This window comes from Micromonospora sp. DT43, from assembly GCF_049841645.1.
In the GTDB taxonomy this organism is placed as follows: Bacteria; Actinomycetota; Actinomycetes; order Mycobacteriales; family Micromonosporaceae; genus Micromonospora.
The window spans coordinates 1-14,983 of record NZ_JBNCKR010000017.1 but is presented as its reverse complement, the minus strand read 5'-3'; the positions used below and the strand labels follow the sequence as shown (position 1 = coordinate 14,983).

Annotated in this window: 12 protein-coding genes; 6 read left to right on the top strand and 6 right to left on the bottom strand. The window is 72.5% G+C overall.

The window, feature by feature from the left end; genetic code table 11:
* Positions 1 to 37 precede the first annotated feature (37 nt).
* Together ACLQ26_RS29080 and ACLQ26_RS29075 are read right to left on the bottom strand one after the other, a co-directional pair.
* Positions 38 to 1,648, bottom strand: a complete 1,611-nt coding sequence (locus ACLQ26_RS29080; protein ID WP_425747536.1) for a ricin-type beta-trefoil lectin domain protein — start codon at positions 1,646 to 1,648, stop codon at positions 38 to 40.
* A 97-nt stretch (positions 1,649 to 1,745) separates the two neighbouring features.
* The gene (locus ACLQ26_RS29075; RefSeq protein ID WP_425747534.1) at positions 1,746 to 2,579 is read right to left on the bottom strand and encodes a helix-turn-helix transcriptional regulator; all 834 of its coding nucleotides are present in this window, start codon (positions 2,577 to 2,579) and stop codon (positions 1,746 to 1,748) included.
* 341 nt (positions 2,580 to 2,920) lie between these two features.
* On the opposite strand from ACLQ26_RS29075, the gene ACLQ26_RS29070 reads away from it, so the two are divergent.
* A complete protein-coding gene (locus tag ACLQ26_RS29070; RefSeq protein WP_425747533.1) occupies positions 2,921 to 4,504 on the top strand; it encodes a DHA2 family efflux MFS transporter permease subunit in 1,584 nt (527 codons plus the stop codon).
* Positions 4,505 to 4,569: 65 nt separating this feature from the next.
* Here the strand turns inward: ACLQ26_RS29070 and ACLQ26_RS29065 are convergent, their stop codons facing one another.
* From ACLQ26_RS29065 to ACLQ26_RS29055, 3 genes are all read right to left on the bottom strand, one after another.
* The gene (locus ACLQ26_RS29065) at positions 4,570 to 5,022 is read right to left on the bottom strand and encodes a DUF5709 domain-containing protein (protein ID WP_007461315.1); all 453 of its coding nucleotides are present in this window, start codon (positions 5,020 to 5,022) and stop codon (positions 4,570 to 4,572) included.
* Between the two features lie 114 nt (positions 5,023 to 5,136).
* Positions 5,137 to 6,021, bottom strand: coding sequence for an alpha/beta fold hydrolase (locus ACLQ26_RS29060; protein WP_425747532.1), 885 nt, complete (start codon positions 6,019 to 6,021; stop codon positions 5,137 to 5,139).
* A gap of 112 nt (positions 6,022 to 6,133) precedes the next feature.
* The gene (locus tag ACLQ26_RS29055; protein WP_425747531.1) at positions 6,134 to 7,057 is read right to left on the bottom strand and encodes an RNA polymerase sigma factor; all 924 of its coding nucleotides are present in this window, start codon (positions 7,055 to 7,057) and stop codon (positions 6,134 to 6,136) included.
* A 148-nt stretch (positions 7,058 to 7,205) separates the two neighbouring features.
* On the opposite strand from ACLQ26_RS29055, the gene ACLQ26_RS29050 reads away from it, so the two are divergent.
* Positions 7,206 to 7,949, top strand: coding sequence for a YqjF family protein (locus ACLQ26_RS29050; RefSeq protein WP_425747530.1), 744 nt, complete (start codon positions 7,206 to 7,208; stop codon positions 7,947 to 7,949).
* Here the strand turns inward: ACLQ26_RS29050 and ACLQ26_RS29045 are convergent.
* Positions 7,889 to 11,275 (bottom strand): BTAD domain-containing putative transcriptional regulator, encoded by a 3,387-nt coding sequence (locus tag ACLQ26_RS29045; RefSeq protein WP_425747528.1) that lies wholly within the window; start codon positions 11,273 to 11,275, stop codon positions 7,889 to 7,891. The genes ACLQ26_RS29050 and ACLQ26_RS29045 overlap by 61 nt on opposite strands.
* Before the next feature lie 181 nt (positions 11,276 to 11,456).
* On the opposite strand from ACLQ26_RS29045, the gene ACLQ26_RS29040 reads away from it, so the two are divergent.
* From ACLQ26_RS29040 to ACLQ26_RS29025, 4 genes are all read left to right on the top strand, one after another.
* The gene (locus ACLQ26_RS29040; RefSeq protein WP_425747642.1) at positions 11,457 to 12,719 is read left to right on the top strand and encodes an SGNH/GDSL hydrolase family protein; all 1,263 of its coding nucleotides are present in this window, start codon (positions 11,457 to 11,459) and stop codon (positions 12,717 to 12,719) included.
* Positions 12,720 to 12,893: 174 nt separating this feature from the next.
* Complete coding sequence (locus tag ACLQ26_RS29035) at positions 12,894 to 13,496, top strand: dihydrofolate reductase family protein (protein WP_425747526.1); 603 nt, start codon at positions 12,894 to 12,896, stop codon at positions 13,494 to 13,496.
* A 110-nt stretch (positions 13,497 to 13,606) separates the two neighbouring features.
* The gene (locus ACLQ26_RS29030) at positions 13,607 to 14,629 is read left to right on the top strand and encodes a S66 peptidase family protein (protein WP_425747524.1); all 1,023 of its coding nucleotides are present in this window, start codon (positions 13,607 to 13,609) and stop codon (positions 14,627 to 14,629) included.
* Between the two features lie 55 nt (positions 14,630 to 14,684).
* Positions 14,685 to 14,900 (top strand): maleylpyruvate isomerase N-terminal domain-containing protein, encoded by a 216-nt coding sequence (locus ACLQ26_RS29025; RefSeq protein WP_425747523.1) that lies wholly within the window; start codon positions 14,685 to 14,687, stop codon positions 14,898 to 14,900.
* Positions 14,901 to 14,983: the final 83 nt, after the last annotated feature.

Here is a 14,983-nt window from a genome sequence, read left to right as displayed (position 1 = left end):
CGGCGACCCACGCAGGCGGGTCGCCGGGCCGGCGCGGTCAGTTGGGGTTGCTGGCGTGGGTGAGCGTCTCCCAGGCGACGAAGAGGTTGTTGGTGCCGGCGGGTCGCTGTTGCAGCGTGAGGGTCTGCGTGTTGGTCATGACGTTGCCCAGCCGGTTGGCCATCGCGTTGAAGCCGACCTCGGTGATCGGGCCGAGGCCCCGGGTGAGGGTGCCGCCGCAGAGCCAGGACGGTGCCGCCTCGCCGAGCTGGTAGCGCGAGTGGAGGCCGAGCGCCTGCCGCAGCCGCTCACCGACCTGCGGGTACAGGTCGCGGCCCTGGATGCGGGAGGTCTCCGCGACGTGCGAGATGGCGGAGATCCCGTACCCGGTGTGGACGAAGTCCCGGCAGGTCTCCTGCGCGAGGCCGGCGACGAAGGTGGACTGGCCCTGCCAGTAGCCGATGATCTCCGAGCTGGTGTCCAGGCCGCTGCCGGGCACCGTGTACGGCAGCGCGCCGTCGGTGGGCAGGTAGATGAAGGCGCGGGCGCGGTTGAGGAAGCGGGTGACCGCCGCGTCGTAGGCGGTGCGGTCCTCCAGGAAGACGGCGATGCCGACGGCGGCCTCCATCATGGTCAGTTCCCAGTTGCCGTTGCTGTTCGAGCCGTTGCGGACCACCGGCAGGTAGACGTTGCGCAGCATGGTGGCGAACCGGTTGGCGTTGGGCCAGCTCCCGTAGGTGTACTTGATGATCTCGGCGGCCCGGGGCCAGGTCGAGGCCGCCCAGCCGGTCTGCAGCGGCCCGTTGCTGCCGGTGTGCGAGGTGATCGTCGCCGACCAGGCGTCCATGAGCTGGATCGCCTTCTGCGCGTACCGGGAGTCACCGGTGAGGTACCAGGCGAGCGCGTCGGTGTACGCCGCGATCGCGTCCTCGCGCTCGTCGGTGCAGCCGTTGTTCGGGTTGGAGTAGGAGCCGCACTCGACGACGGCGCGGGGGGCCGGGGTGCGCGACAGCGAGGCGTACCGGCTGCTCATCATCTGGCTGTACGCGGCCGCCCACGGTTGCGCGCCCGCCTGCACCCGCCCCCGGACGAAGTCGAGCTGGCCGCGGCTGACCAGCACTCCGGGGTGGGTGAAGCCGTTCGACGGTGGGGGAGTGGTGCCGCCGCTGGGCAGGGTCCAGAGCTGGTTGGCGCTGCCGGTGCAGCTCCAGATCTGCAACGGCGTGCCGTCGGCCGAGCTGGTGCCGGTCGCGTCGAGGCACTTGCCGGAGGTCGGGTTGACCACCTGCCCGGCGCTGGACGACCACTGCTGCGCGCCGGTGCCGTTGCAGTCGTAGATCTGCACCCGGGCGCCGTTGGCGGTGCCGGCGGCGGCGATGTCGAGGCACTTGCCCAGGGCCCGGATGGTGCCGTCGTCGCCCACCGTCCACTGCTGGGCGGTGGAGCCGTTGCATGCGTAGAGCTGCACCGCTGTGGAGTTGGCCGGGTTCGCGGCGGCCACGTCGACGCACTTGCCGCCGTACCCCGTGATGGCGCCGGTGGTGGCGGCCGTCGCGGCGGAGGCGCCGACGAACAGGCCGGTCGGTACGGCGAGCAGGGCCGCGGCGATCGTGGCGGCAAATCTGATGCGGGGGCGGCGGGGCGGGGGCCCGGCCAATCGTCGCGCCATGTGGGGGTCCTTCCGGGCGGCGAAGACAACTGTAAAGTGTGTTAATCATTACAGCCGTACCCATCGATATCAATGTCTTCGCGGTGCCCGGCGCAGATTAGACGACCTGGTCGCCGATGACGGAGAGCAGCCGTAGCTTCTCGTCGCTCTCCGAACCCGGCGCGGCGGTGAAGACCAGCAGCGTCTGGGACGCGTCGGGGTCCACAAGGGTCTGGCAGTGCAGCTCCAGCGGCCCCACCTCGGGGTGCAGGAACCGCTTCACGGGGCAGTAGCCGCCGGGCACCGGGTGCTCCTGCCACAGGCGGACGAACTCCGGGCTGCGGGCCAGCAGGTCGTCGACGAGCGTCGCCGCCCGCGAGCCCCGGCCGTCCCGGGTGTACGACGCGTGCAGGTGCGCCACGAGGAGTCGACTCTGCGTCTCGTGGTCCTCGGCGGGGTGCAGCTGTCGCGCCTGCGGGTCGGTGAACCAGCGGTAGTGCGCACTGCGGGCCAACCCGGTGTGCCGGGTCTCGTCGCCGAGCAGCGCGATGGCCGGCCCGGTCTGCGCCAGGGTCTCACCGAGGTGGTTCACCACCTGGGCGGGGGTGTCGTGCAACCGGTCGAGGATGCGCATCATCCCGGGGTTGCCGTGATCGGCCCGGACGGCGCGGTGCGGGACAGCCTGACCGGCAAGCTGGAAGAGGTGGTCCCGCTCAGCAGGGGAGAGCCGCAGGCCACGGGCCAGCGCGGCGAGCATCTGCTCAGACGGGTGCGGCCCGCGTTGCTGCTCCAACCGGCTGTAGTAGTCGGTGGACATACCACTCAGCGTGGCGACTTCCTCGCGTCGCAACCCACCGGTGCGTCGACGTGGCCCCCGGGGCAAACCGACGTCCTCGGGCTGGAGCGCCTCGCGTCGGGTCCGCAGAAAGCTGGCGAGTTGGGCGCGGTTCACGGTGACTCATCCCTCCACCCGCGGGCGGATCGGCACGTCGGGTGCAACAGGTGGGCATGGGCGCAGTGTTCCGGGACGGGACCTGGGCGACGGGATGACACCCCGCACGCGCGGGGACGATGCGTCGGCGGCTGATCGACACCCCGACGTCCGGCTGCAATCGGGCGGCCGATCGGTTTCCGCCACGTGGTCGTCACGAAATCCGGCGGCAGACCGTCACACTCCCCGGATAGTCTGCCTCGGCGCGTCGTTGCCCCGGCACGTCGCGTCCCGCGCCTGGTCGGCGCGATATTCGCCGCCACCGCCCACATCCGCCGGATCAACCGACCTCAGGAGAGTTAGTGACACAGCAATCCGTCGCGACATCGGACAAGCTCGACGCCGCGGTGCTCAAGGTGGCGGGTGTCGTCGTCCTTGGCGCGATCATGTCGATCCTCGACGTGACGGTGGTCAGCGTCGCGCTGCCCAAGTTCCAGACCGAGTTCGACGCGTCCTACGCCCGCGTGGCCTGGACGATGACGGGCTACACGCTCGCCCTGGCCACGGTGATCCCGCTCAGCGGGTGGGCGGCCGACCGGTTCGGCACCAAGCGCCTCTACATGGTGGCGCTCGCCCTGTTCACGATCGGGTCCGGGCTCTGCGCCACCGCCGACTCGATCGGCGAGCTGATCGGCTACCGCGTCCTGCAGGGCCTCGGTGGCGGCATGCTCATGCCGCTGGGCATGACGATCATGACGCGGGCGGCCGGGCCGCACCGGATCGGCCGGCTGATGGCAGTCCTCGGCATCCCGATGCTGCTCGGCCCGATCGGCGGCCCGATCCTCGGCGGCTGGCTGATCGACACGGCGAGCTGGCACTGGATCTTCCTGATCAACCTGCCGATCGGTGTCGTCGCCCTCATCTACGCGCAGATGGCGCTTCCGAAGGACGCCCCCGAGCCGTCGGAGTCCTTCGACTTCCTCGGCATGCTGATGCTGTCCCCGGGTCTCGCGCTCTTCCTCTACGGCGTCTCGTCGCTGCCGGAGGCGGGCACCTTCTCGGCGGCCAAGGTGTGGGCCCCGATGCTTGTCGGTGGCGCGCTGGTGGTGGCGTTCGTGCTCTACTCGTTCAAGCCCCGGCACCCGCTGCTCGACCTGCGCCTGTTCCGCAACCGCAGCCTGACCATCGCCTCGTTGACGCTGTTCGTGTTCATCATCGCGTTCATGGGCGCCGGCCTGCTGTTCCCGAGCTACTTCCTGCAGGTGCGCGGCGAGACCACGCTGACCGCCGGTCTGCTCATGGCGCCCCAGGGCATCGGCGCGGTCATCACCATGCCGATCGCCGGCATTCTGGCCGACCGGGTGCCGATCGGTCGTACCGTTCCGTTCGCGCTGGCGCTGATCGTCGTCGGGTTCTTCGGCTTCACCCAGGTCGACCCGCAGACCTCGTACTGGCTGCTGGAAGGCTCGCTGTTCGTGATGGGCCTGGGCATGGGCGGCACAATGATGCCGATCATGACGTCGGCGCTGCGGACGTTGCAGGCGCAGGAGGTGGCGCGCGGCTCGACGCTCGTCAACATCCTCCAGCAGATCGGCGGCTCGATCGGCGCCGCCGTGATGTCGGTGATCCTCACCAACGAGCTGAACGGCTCCCGGCCGATCCCCGGCGCGGTGGACCCGAGCGGCAAGCCGATCACCGAGGCAGGCCTGGCCATCGCGGCCCAGCAGCGGCCGGAACTGCTCCAGCAGATGCCTGTGGACCCATCGATCATCGAGCGCGGCCTCGACTTCGCGGCGAAGTCGTTCGCCCACACGTTCTGGGTGGGGTTCGCGCTGGTGGTGGCCACGTTCATCCCGGCACTTCTGCTGCCGCGTCGGCGTAAGCCCGAGCAGCCGCTCGGTGACGAGCAGGCCGAGCTGGCCAAGACGCCCGTCATCATCCACTGACCGACGCGTTTGATCACCCGCCGCGCGCGGCGCCCGGTGTGGCGCCGAGCGCGGCGGTGCGCCGGTCAGCGCAGCGGACCGTCACCCGGGCCGTCGGGGTCCTCGATCACGTGGACCGCCGCCTCCTCGGCGCTGGCGGCGCCCGCGTCGATCCCGGCGTCCCACGCCACCGACTCGGCCTCGTCGTCCTCACGGACGCCCTCGTCGTACTCGACGAGACGGCCCGCGCGCGCTTCGGTCTCGTACCCCCGGCGGGTCAGCTCGTCCTCGTCGTCGCCGCCCTCGGCGTACGGGTCGACGTCCGGCTCCTCCTGAGCGAGGTACTGATCCAACGACTCGCCCGCCCGCTCCTCGGCGGGGGTGGTGCCGAACCGGTTCGCCGCCGTCCAGTGGTCGGCGGCGACGATGCCGGTGTCGAGGGGGTCGCCGACGCGGTCGTCGTCGAGGGTGTCGGAGGCGTCCAGCACGCCGTCGTCCTCGGCCACGTTCCACTCGTCGACGGAATCCGTCTGGCTCACGGCTGTTTCTCCTTCGTCACGGCGCAGCGAAGTGCCAAGCCTAGGACTGTGCAACGCCGCCGCCCCCCGAGGCCTGCCCGCTGTGACGAACGGACCTCGGGGGCGGCGCGAGCGTCACCGCTTGAGCAGCTCCACCACGGCCTCGGTGAACTCCGTCGGCTGCTCGATGTGCGCGAAGTGCCCGCTGTCCTCCAGCACCACCAGGCGCGAGTCCTTGAGCCCCGCGTGCAGCTCCTCGGCGTAGCGGGGACCGCAGATGAAGTCGTACGCCCCCACGATCACCACGGCCGGCACGGTGATCTCACCGAGCCGGTCGCGCACGTCGAAGGGCGTCGGATCCTGCGCGCCGGCCGGCGCCGCCGAGATCCGCACGGCCGCCTGGAACGGGGCGAACTCGGCCTGCCGACCCCAGAAGTCCGCGAAGTACACCGGAAGGGCGGCGCGCAGGGCGGTTCCGAGGGACTCGTCGTCGGTGGCGGCGCCGATCTGCGCGAAGGCGGCCGGGATCTCCGCCGCCTCCGGCCGGTCCGGGTGCCGCTGCGGGTACGCGGCGAGGTTGGCCATCGCCTCGGCCCAGAACTCGGCGCCGGTGACGGGCGACGTGTCGTACAGGGCGAGGCCGGCGACCCGGTCCGGGTGGTCCAGGGCGTACCGCTGGATGACGAAACCGCCGTACGAGTGGCCGAGGAGGTACACCCGGGGCTCGCCGAGGTGCTCGATCACGGCGTCGAGGAACCGGACATACGTGACGAGGCGGTAGTCGTCGGCGTTGTCGAGCCGCCCCGACGCGCCCGTGCCGACCGGCTCGACGTACACCATCGTGAAGTGCTCCTCGAGGCCGGGCGCCCGCAGGTAGGCCCACTCGATACCGGGGCCGCCGGAGTGCGCCACACACACCGGGCCGGTGCCGGCGACGTGGTAGACCTGCTCGACGCCGTCGACGCTGAAGGTGTGCGCGCCGGGTGCGAGGGCGTCGACATCGTGGCTGGTGGAACCCATGAACTGTCTCCCGATTCGTGACCCGCGCGGCGGGTGTCCGCCGCATGGCTGGTGACTGGCACGAACCAGATGCGCGGGTCGACCGGAAAGTTCGCTCGGTCCGCGACGTTTCTCAGGCCAGCGCCGGGACGGGGTGGAAGAGGGTCATCCGGCGCACCCGCCCCTCGTGCAGCTGCTGCAACCACAGCGCCCCGGGCGGGCAGTGTTCCGGATCGTCCGGTGGGCTGATCAGGTCGGTCTCCCAGATCAGCACGTCACCGCTGGCGACCACGTTGCGCAGCCGCTGGCGTACCCCGACCTCCAGGTCGCTGGTCATGCCCCGGATCGCCAGGTCGCGGCCACCGCGTGGCCCACCCGGCACCACCATCTCGGCGTCCGGCCACCAGCTCTCGTGCACGACCCGGTCGAAGTGCCCCCGCATCGCCGTGGCGATCATGTCGCGGCCCTCGCGCCAGCGGGCGTCGCCGGCCGCGCGCACGTCGGCGTGCGCGGCGGTCGCCGCCGTCCGCAGACCACCCGCGAGTGCCCGGCGGGCGTGGCTGAGGCGGCTGCGGACGGTGCCGACCGGCACGCCGCACACGGCCGCGATCTGCTCGTACGAGGACGCGTCGCTGAAGTAGCGCAGCAGGGTGACCAACCGGTCGGACTCGGACAACTGCCCGATGGCGTGCCACACCCAGTCACGCAGGGCGGCGGAGTCCAGGGCCTCCTCGGGGGTGGGGCTGGTGGCGGGCTGGGCGAACCAGTCGGGCTCGGCGACCGGCACGGGGCGCGGCCCGCGCAGGGCCATCCGCGCGTTGTTGCGGACGATCGTGCGCAGCCACGGGCCGACGGCGGCCCGATCGCGCACCTCGCCGATGCGCCGCAGCGCCGTCACCAGGGCGTCCTGCACCGCGTCCTCGGCGTCCGGCCCGTAGCCGAGCATGCTCAGCGCGACGGCCCGCATCCCGGCCTCGTGCCGGCTCAGCAGCACACCGAGCGCCCCCGCGTCGCCCGCCTGCGCGAGTGCCACCAGTTCCGCGTCACCCTGCGTCACGCCCAGTTCCTCCCCGAACCGCCTGTTCTGAACGCTTCTGCTCACTCAAGCGTACGGCGGGCCGGCGTGCCCTCGTCGAGGCTGGGCCGGCCCGTCTCCGCAGCCTGCGGGCCCCCGGCGTGGACCGCGCCTGAGTCAGGATGGGGGCGTGGACATCGAACCGGTCGACCATGCGCCCCGACAGGCGTTTCCCTGGGCGCTCCTGCGCCAGCGCTGGGAGGCCCTCACCTTCCTGCACTGGGCCGTCGACCCGGCACTCGTCGCGCCGCTGCTGCCCGCCGGCACCCACCCGGACACGCTTGACGATGTCAGCTACGTCGGGCTGATCGGCTTCCGGATGGTCGGGCTGGGCTTCGGCCGCGGCCCGGGAGTGCCGTACTTCGGCACCTTCGCCGAGACGAACGTCCGGCTCTACTCGGTCGACGACACCGGCCGACGGGCCGTCGTGTTCCGCTCACTCGACGCGTCCCGCCTGGTGCCGGTGCTTGTGGCACGGGCGACGCTGCGTCTGCCGTACCTCTGGTCGCGGATGCGGTTGGACCGCGACGGCGACCGGCTCACCTACCGGTGCCGGCGCCGCTGGCCCGGCCCGGCGGGTACGGCGAGCCGGATGGCGGTCCGGGTGGGGGAGCCGATCGCCGACCCCACCCCCTTGGAACACTTCGTCACCGCCCGGTGGGGGCTGCACACCCGGGCGTACGGGCGCACGCTGCACCTGCCGAACTGGCATCCCCGCTGGCCGCTGCACCGGGCCGAGCTGCTGCACCTGGACGACGAACTGGTCGCCGCGGCCGGGCTGCCGGCGCCTGTCGGACCGCCGGTAAGCGTGCTCTACTCGCCCGGTGTCGGGGTCCGGTTCGGCACACCGGTGACGGCCGGGCGGCCCGGCTGAGCGCCGAGCCACCGGATCCCACGACCGCCGCTGGATGCCGCCGCGAGCTGGTGTGCGTCACCGTCCGAGAACGTGCGTACGGCGTGCCGGATCTCCTCGGGCGACAGCCGCCGCCCCTGCTCGTGGGCCGTGGCGAAGTCCTCGTCGCCCAGTGCTGCCACGGCCAGGGCGGTCGCCCGTTCGACGTCGGGCCGGTCGGCGAGGGCCAGCGGGAGCCCCGTCGCCTCCCGGCTCGCCGCCGCCGCGCCGAGCAACCGGGCCGCATCCCGTGGACGGCCACCGGTGGCGGCCACACCAACCAGGACCTGCCAGGGGACCTGCTCGGCACCGAGTTCCCCGGCGACCTCGGCGGCCCGCAGGTGCCAGTCCAGGGCCGCCCTCGGGTCGCCACGTAGCTCGGCGACGTACCCCAGCTCGCCCAGGACCCCGGTCAGGTAGAGCGGCTGCCCCGGCCCGTCCTGCTGGCGCGCGGCGGCATCGAGCAGGTTCCGCAGGTGCGCCTCCGCCGTGTCGAGGCTGCCCTCCCGGCGCGCGGCGGCGGCGAGGCACAGCTCCGCGAACACGATGCCGAGCGGAGAACCCTGCTCGGTGGCCAGCCGCAACCCCAGCCCGCTGAGCTGCCACGCCCGTGGGTAGTCGCCTCGCTGCAACGCCACCCAGCCCAGCCAGCAGAGCTGGCCGGACATCTCGAACCGCAGACCCAGGTCCTCCGCGACGCGCAACCCCTCCTCGTACAGTCGGTTGGCCCGCTCGTAGTCACCGGCCATGCCCGCCTGGGCGCCGAGCCACTCGGTGGCCTGCAACACCCCCCACCGATCGCCGAGCCGACGGAACAGCGCGGCGCTCTCGGCGCCGTCGCGCGCCACCGCGGCCGCGTCTCCCCGGATGTGCGCGTGCTTGGCGCGCAAGCTCAGGGTGGCCGCCACGACCCACTCGTCGGGCAGTGCGCGCGCCTCGGCCAGCACCTCATCGAGCAGGTCGCCGGTGGCCGTCACGTCACCGAGGTCGACCTCCGCGTACGCGAGGAACCACAGCGCCCGAAGACGGCCGTGCGGATCGTCGACGTCTTCGTACCGCCGCAGGACCGCGCGGTGCCGCGTCACCCAGTCCGCCACGTCGCCGGACAGGAGGGCGAACCCCAGGTGCCACGCGGCGACACGGGCCCCGGCGGCCCCGCCTCCCGGCCGGCAGTCGAGCGCCGCCGCGAGCCACCGCCGCGCCTCGGCGAACCGACCACGCAAAAACCAGTACCAGCTCAGCGCGTTGGCCAGGCGCAGCGCGAGGTCGGCGTCACGCTGGCGTACCGCCGTGTCCAGCGCCGCGCGCAGGTTGGCGGCCTCGATGTCGAGCCGCCGCAGCCACAGGCGTTGCTCCGGGCCGTGCAGACCCTCGTGCGCCCGCTCGGCCAGCTCCACCTGGTAGCGGTGGGCCCGGGAGCGAACGTCGGGTAGCTCCCCGGCGGCGCGTAGCTGGTCCAGGCCGAAGGCGGCGACGGATTCCAGCAGCCGGTAGCGCCGTGTGCCCTCGCGGGGCGCGACGACGACCAAGGAGCGGTCGACGAGGCGGGCCAACAGATCCGCGATGCTCGCGGCGGGCACGCCATCGGGCGCGCAGACCGCCCGCACCGCGTCGACGTCACAGCCGTCGGCGTACGCGGCCAGCCGCCGCAACACCACCCGTTCCGGCTCGGTGAGCAGTTGCCAGCTCCAGTCGAGCATCGCCAGGAGCGTCCGCTGCCGGGGCGGTACGCCCCGATGCCGCGCGCCCAGCAGCCGGAACCTGTCGTCGAGCCCGGCGACCAGCCCCCGCACGCCCAGCCCGCGCACCTGAGTGGCGGCCAGTTCCAGCGCGAGCGGGATTCCGTCGAGCCGGCGACACACGGTGGCGACCGGCACCGCGTTCTCCACACCCAGCGCGAAACCGCGATCCGCGGCGGTGGCCCTGGCGACGAAGAGCCGCACCGCGTCGGAGCGTGCCAGCGCGGCCAGGTCCGTTCCGTCGGCCGGGTCGGGCACCGGCAGCGGCGGCACGGCCCACACGATCTCGCCGGCCAGCCCGAGCGGCTCGCGGCTGGTCGCCAGCACGCGCACGCCGGGTGCTGCGCCCAGCAGGGCGGCGGCCAGGTCCGCCAACGGGTCCACGAGGTGCTCGCAGTTGTCCAGCACGAGCAGGAGCCGTCGGTCGCCCAGCAACCGGGAGAGCCGGTCCACCGGCGCGACGCCCCCACCCGCCTCGGTGGCGTCCCGCACGTCGAGCGCCGCCAGCACCAGGCCCGCCAACGCGTCCACCGTCTCGGGCGCGTCGGAGCGGTCGACGCCCGCCAGCTCGACCAGAGCCACCCCGTCCGGGTACGCGGACGTCCCCGCGCGAGCCACCTCGACGGCGAGCCGCGTCTTGCCGACCCCGCCGATGCCGGTGAGGGTGACCAGCCGGTTGCGCCCCAGCTCCGCGACCAGCTCGGCGACCGCCGCGTCACGACCGATCAGCTCGGTCAACGGGGTCGGCAGGTTCGGCCGCGCGGGGACGACCACGTCCGCCGGCCGACGGGGCGGAGCGACCGCCGGCACCGGGGGCACGGCGAGCGTCGGGTCGTGGGCGAGGACGGCCCGGTGCAGCGTGACCAGGCCGGGGCCGGGATCGAGCCCCAACTCGTCGCGGAGTCGGACGCGCAGCTCGTCGTAGCTGCGCAACGCCTCGGACTGTCGTCCGGCCCGGTACAGGGCGCGCATGTGCAGTCCACGAGCACGTTCGCGCAGCGGATCCCGGGCCAGCAGGTCACCGAGGTCTCCGACGACGCTCGTGTGCTCGCCCAGCGCCAGCCGGTCGTCGAGACAGTCCTCCAGGGCGGTGAGCCGCTGCTCCTCCAGACCGGCGATCGTGGCGGCGGCGAACGGTTCGTCGCGGAAGTCGGCGAACGCGGGGCCCCGCCACAGCGCCAACGCCGCCGAGAAGAGCGCGACGCGCGAGCGGACGTCCTGAGTGCCGCGCGCATCCGACACCAGCCGTTGGAAGTGGCAGGCGTCCACCTCGTCGGGGCCGACCAGGAGCCGGTAGCCGGGCGGCGGTGACCGCACCAGCTCCCGACCACCGGGCTCGGCCTCGGCCAGCACCCGGCGTAGCTGGGACACCTTGGCCGACAGCGCGCCAGCGGCGTTCGTCGGTGGGGTGTCTCCCCACAGGTGGTCGATGAGCCGATCCGCCGGAACCGGTTGCCCCTCGTGCAGCAGCAACGCGGCGAGCAGCGTCCGGACCTTCAACCCCGGGACGGCCACCACGGCGCCGTGCGTGGTCCACACCGTCAACGGACCCAGCACCCCGAACCGCATGGCGGCCAGGATACGGCTCCTGAACTGCCGCACGAGGCCCCGACGGTGGCGGCGGGTAGGCGGGACAGAAGACCGTAAAGAAACGGTAAGGCGGTCGGCGCAGGGTGAACCACATCGGTCGGCCGTCGCGGGCGGCCCCAGCGTCCACCCACCCCGCTCCCGAAGGGACACCTCCGTGTCGATGTCGACAGCTCGCGTTCTTCCCGTCCTCACCGCCCTGTTCCTGCTGGCGCCTGCCACGCCGGCGAGCGCCGCGCCCACCGGACCCGACCGGCCGGGCACCTGGTCGACGGCCTGGTCGGTCGCCCACCACCACCCCGTGCCGAGCAGCGACTGGCTCGGCCCGAACTGGTCCGTTCCCGGCTTCGCCGACGAGTCGGTCCGGCAGGTGGTCCGGGTCAGCGCGGCCGGCTCTCACATCCGGATCCGGGTGTCCAACCGCTACGGCAGTCAACCGCTGCGGCTGACCGGCGCCACAGTGGGCCGCAGTTCCTCCGGGGCGGCGGTGCGGCCCGGCACCCTGCGACCGGTCACCTTCGACAAACGGCGCTCGACAAGCGTCCCCATCGGTGCCGAGAGCACCTCCGACCCGGTGTTCCTGCCGGTCCGGGCGCTGGAGTCGTTGACCGTCACGTTGTACTTCGCCGGCCCCACCGGCCCGGCGACCTACCACCAGGACGGACTCACCACCTCGTACCGCGCGGCCGGCGATCACCGCTTCGACGACCGCGCGGCCGCGTTCGCCGGCGAGACCAGCCAGTCCCGATACCACCTGGCCGGCGTGGACGTCGCCGGGGTGCCGCGTACCCGGGGCACGGTGGTGACGTTCGGCGACTCGCAGACCGACGGCTACGGCTCCACCCCCGGCGCCGACAACCGCTACCCCGACCAGTTGGCCGAGCGGCTGGTCGCCACCGGCCGCCCCCTGGCAGTCGCCAACGCCGGCGTCGGCGGCAACAAGCTGCTCGCCGACTCACAGTGCTTCGGCGAGCGAGGCGTCAGCCGGTTCCGGCACGATGCGCTCGGGCAGCCGGGCGTACGGTCGGTGGTCGTCCTGATCGGCATCAACGACATCAACGGCGGTGGCTACCCCGACTTCGGCTGCGGCACCTCGCCGGTGGTGACCGCCGCGCAGCTCATCGACGGCCACCGGGCGCTGATCCGGGCCGCCCGGGCCCACCGGGTCACCGTCATCGGCGCCACACTGCCGCCCCTGAAGGGCTCGTACGGCTACACCCAGGAGAAGGAGACGGTACGCGACGAGGTGAACCGCTGGATCCGCACCAGCGGCGAGTACGACGCCGTCGTCGACCTCGACCGGATCCTCGCCGACCCGGCCGACGGGGACGCGCTGCGACAGGCGTACGCCGCCGACGACCTCCTGCACCTCAACGACGCCGGGGCGACCGCAGCGGCCGTCGCCGTGGCCGCCCAGATCCGTTGAACATCCGCCCACCAGGTGCGGCTCGACCGAGGGTGACCGGCCTCGGTCCGAACGTGGCCGGAAAAAGTTTGGCGGCCGTGTCGAGGACGGCGGCGCCTGCTTCGACCCTGGGGTGAGGGCCGGGCACGACCGGCCCCACCGGCAGGCTGACACCGCACACCAAGGAGTGGACCGATGACGAAGGTGACGACCGGGGCGACGATGTCGTTGGACGGCTACATCGCGGACGCCTCCCACGGCGGCTTCGAGCACCTCTTCCAGTGGTACGGCAGCGGCGACGTCGAGACGCCGACGGCCAACCCCGAGATGACGTTCCGGACGTCCGCCGCGAGCGCCAAGCACCTGCGGGACCTCAACGAGCGCACCGGCGCGCTTGTCGTCGGCCGGCGGCTGTTCGACATGACAAGTGGGTGGGGCGGCCGGCACCCGATGGACGTGCCCGTCGTGGTCGTCACGCACACCGTGCCGGAGGGTTGGGAGCCGGAGAGCGACTCCTTCGTCTTCGTCACCGACGGCATCGCCAGCGCCATCGACCGCGCGAAGGCGCTCGCCGGTGACAAGGAGGTCGGCGTCAACGGTGGCACCATCGCGGCCCAGGTCGTCGAGGCCGGCCTGCTCGACGAGGTGCACGTCGACCTCGTCCCGGTCGTGCTCGGGGCCGGCATTCCGCTCTTCGCCGGCCTGACGATCGCGCCGCTGCAGCTCGACGGCCCGTTCCGCGTCGTCGAGGGCGACGGCGTCACACACCTGGCCTACCGCGTACGCCCAGCGGCCTGAACGCCTCGGGGGGCCGGCCCGCACGGGCGGCCCCCCGCATCCGTCTGTCGGCGTGGAGCTTTATCGGAATTGGTGTGGCGCGCTGGTGCGCACGTCGGGACACTGCGTCGGTGACTGGTTCCGCATCGCCTCGGCTGCTTCGACCGTCTGCCCTACGGCCCGGCGATCTGGTTGTTGTCGCCGCGCTGTCCGGGCCGCTGCACGCCGCCTACGAGCCCGACCTCGCGCAGGCGGTGGTCGTGCTCGAGCGGATGGGGTTCCGGGTGCGGCGGGCGCCGCTTGTCGACGTGGGGCGGCAGCGCTGGTGGAGCGCGGCCACGCCAGCGGAGATCGCCGCCGAATTCAACGGGCTCCTGCGTGATCCCGAGGTGCGCGCCGTCATCGCCCACGACGGCGGTCAGACGGCGCTCGGCTACCTCGACCTGATCGATGTCGAGGCGATCGTCGCCGACCCCAAGCCGATCCTGGGCTACAGCGACATCTCGCTGCTGCATCTGGTGCTGTACGCGCGTACGGGCCTGGTCGGGTTCCACACCGACCTGGCCACTCCCGGGCTCGGCGGTGCGTGGCAGCGTGCGTCCGCGGCGCGCAGAGCAGAGCTGGAGAGGCTCTACTGGGCGCTGCTGACCCGCACGGAGCCGCTCGGCGCGCTGCCTGCCAGCCCGTCCTGGGAGTGCTGGCGTCCAGGCCGTGCCGAAGGTCGCCTCATCGGCGGGGTGATCAATCGCATCGCGCTGGTGCAGGCGACGCGGTACGCGCTACCACTCGACTGGTTCGACGGCGCGGTGCTGTTCTGGGAGGAGACGGGCGGCCAGGCGTCGTACGTGTGGAGTTATCTGCACGTGCTGCGGCACGCCGGCATCCTCGACCGGATCGGTGGCATGGTCGTGGGCGTACCCCACGCGATCGACGGGCTCGACGCGCCCGACGCGTCCCCGACCCTGTCCGAGATGGTGCTCGACGTCCTCGGCGACCGTGACATCCCGGTCCTGGGCAACGTCGAGTTCGGACACGCGGGCCCCAACCTGCCGATGCCGGTCGGCGTCCGTGTCGCCCTCGACGCGCGGCAGCGGACGTTGTCGCTGCGGGAACCGGCGGTACGGCCGCACGCGACGACCGGCCCGGGCGGCTGAGGCTAGCGGGCGCGTAGACGCGAAGGTGTCGGTGCGGTGTGCTGAGCTGTCCGGTATGGAGTACTCGCGATATCTCGACTGCCTCGCGGACGACTTCGCCCGCCTGCGCGCCCTCGCCCCGACCAACCCCACAGCGCCGGTGCCGAGCTGCCCCGGCTGGACCGTCACCGACCTGACCCGGCACGTGGGCGAGGTCTATCTGCACAAGACCCTGGCGATCCGCGACGGCATCGAGCACGAGCCGTGGCCGTTACCTCTCAGTGCGCTTTAGCAAGCACATGGTTGGTAGTCCTGCCTTGCGGCGGAACGGTCCCGGTCTGACCGGCGGATGCCGTGCCGGGTTCACGCTTCGTC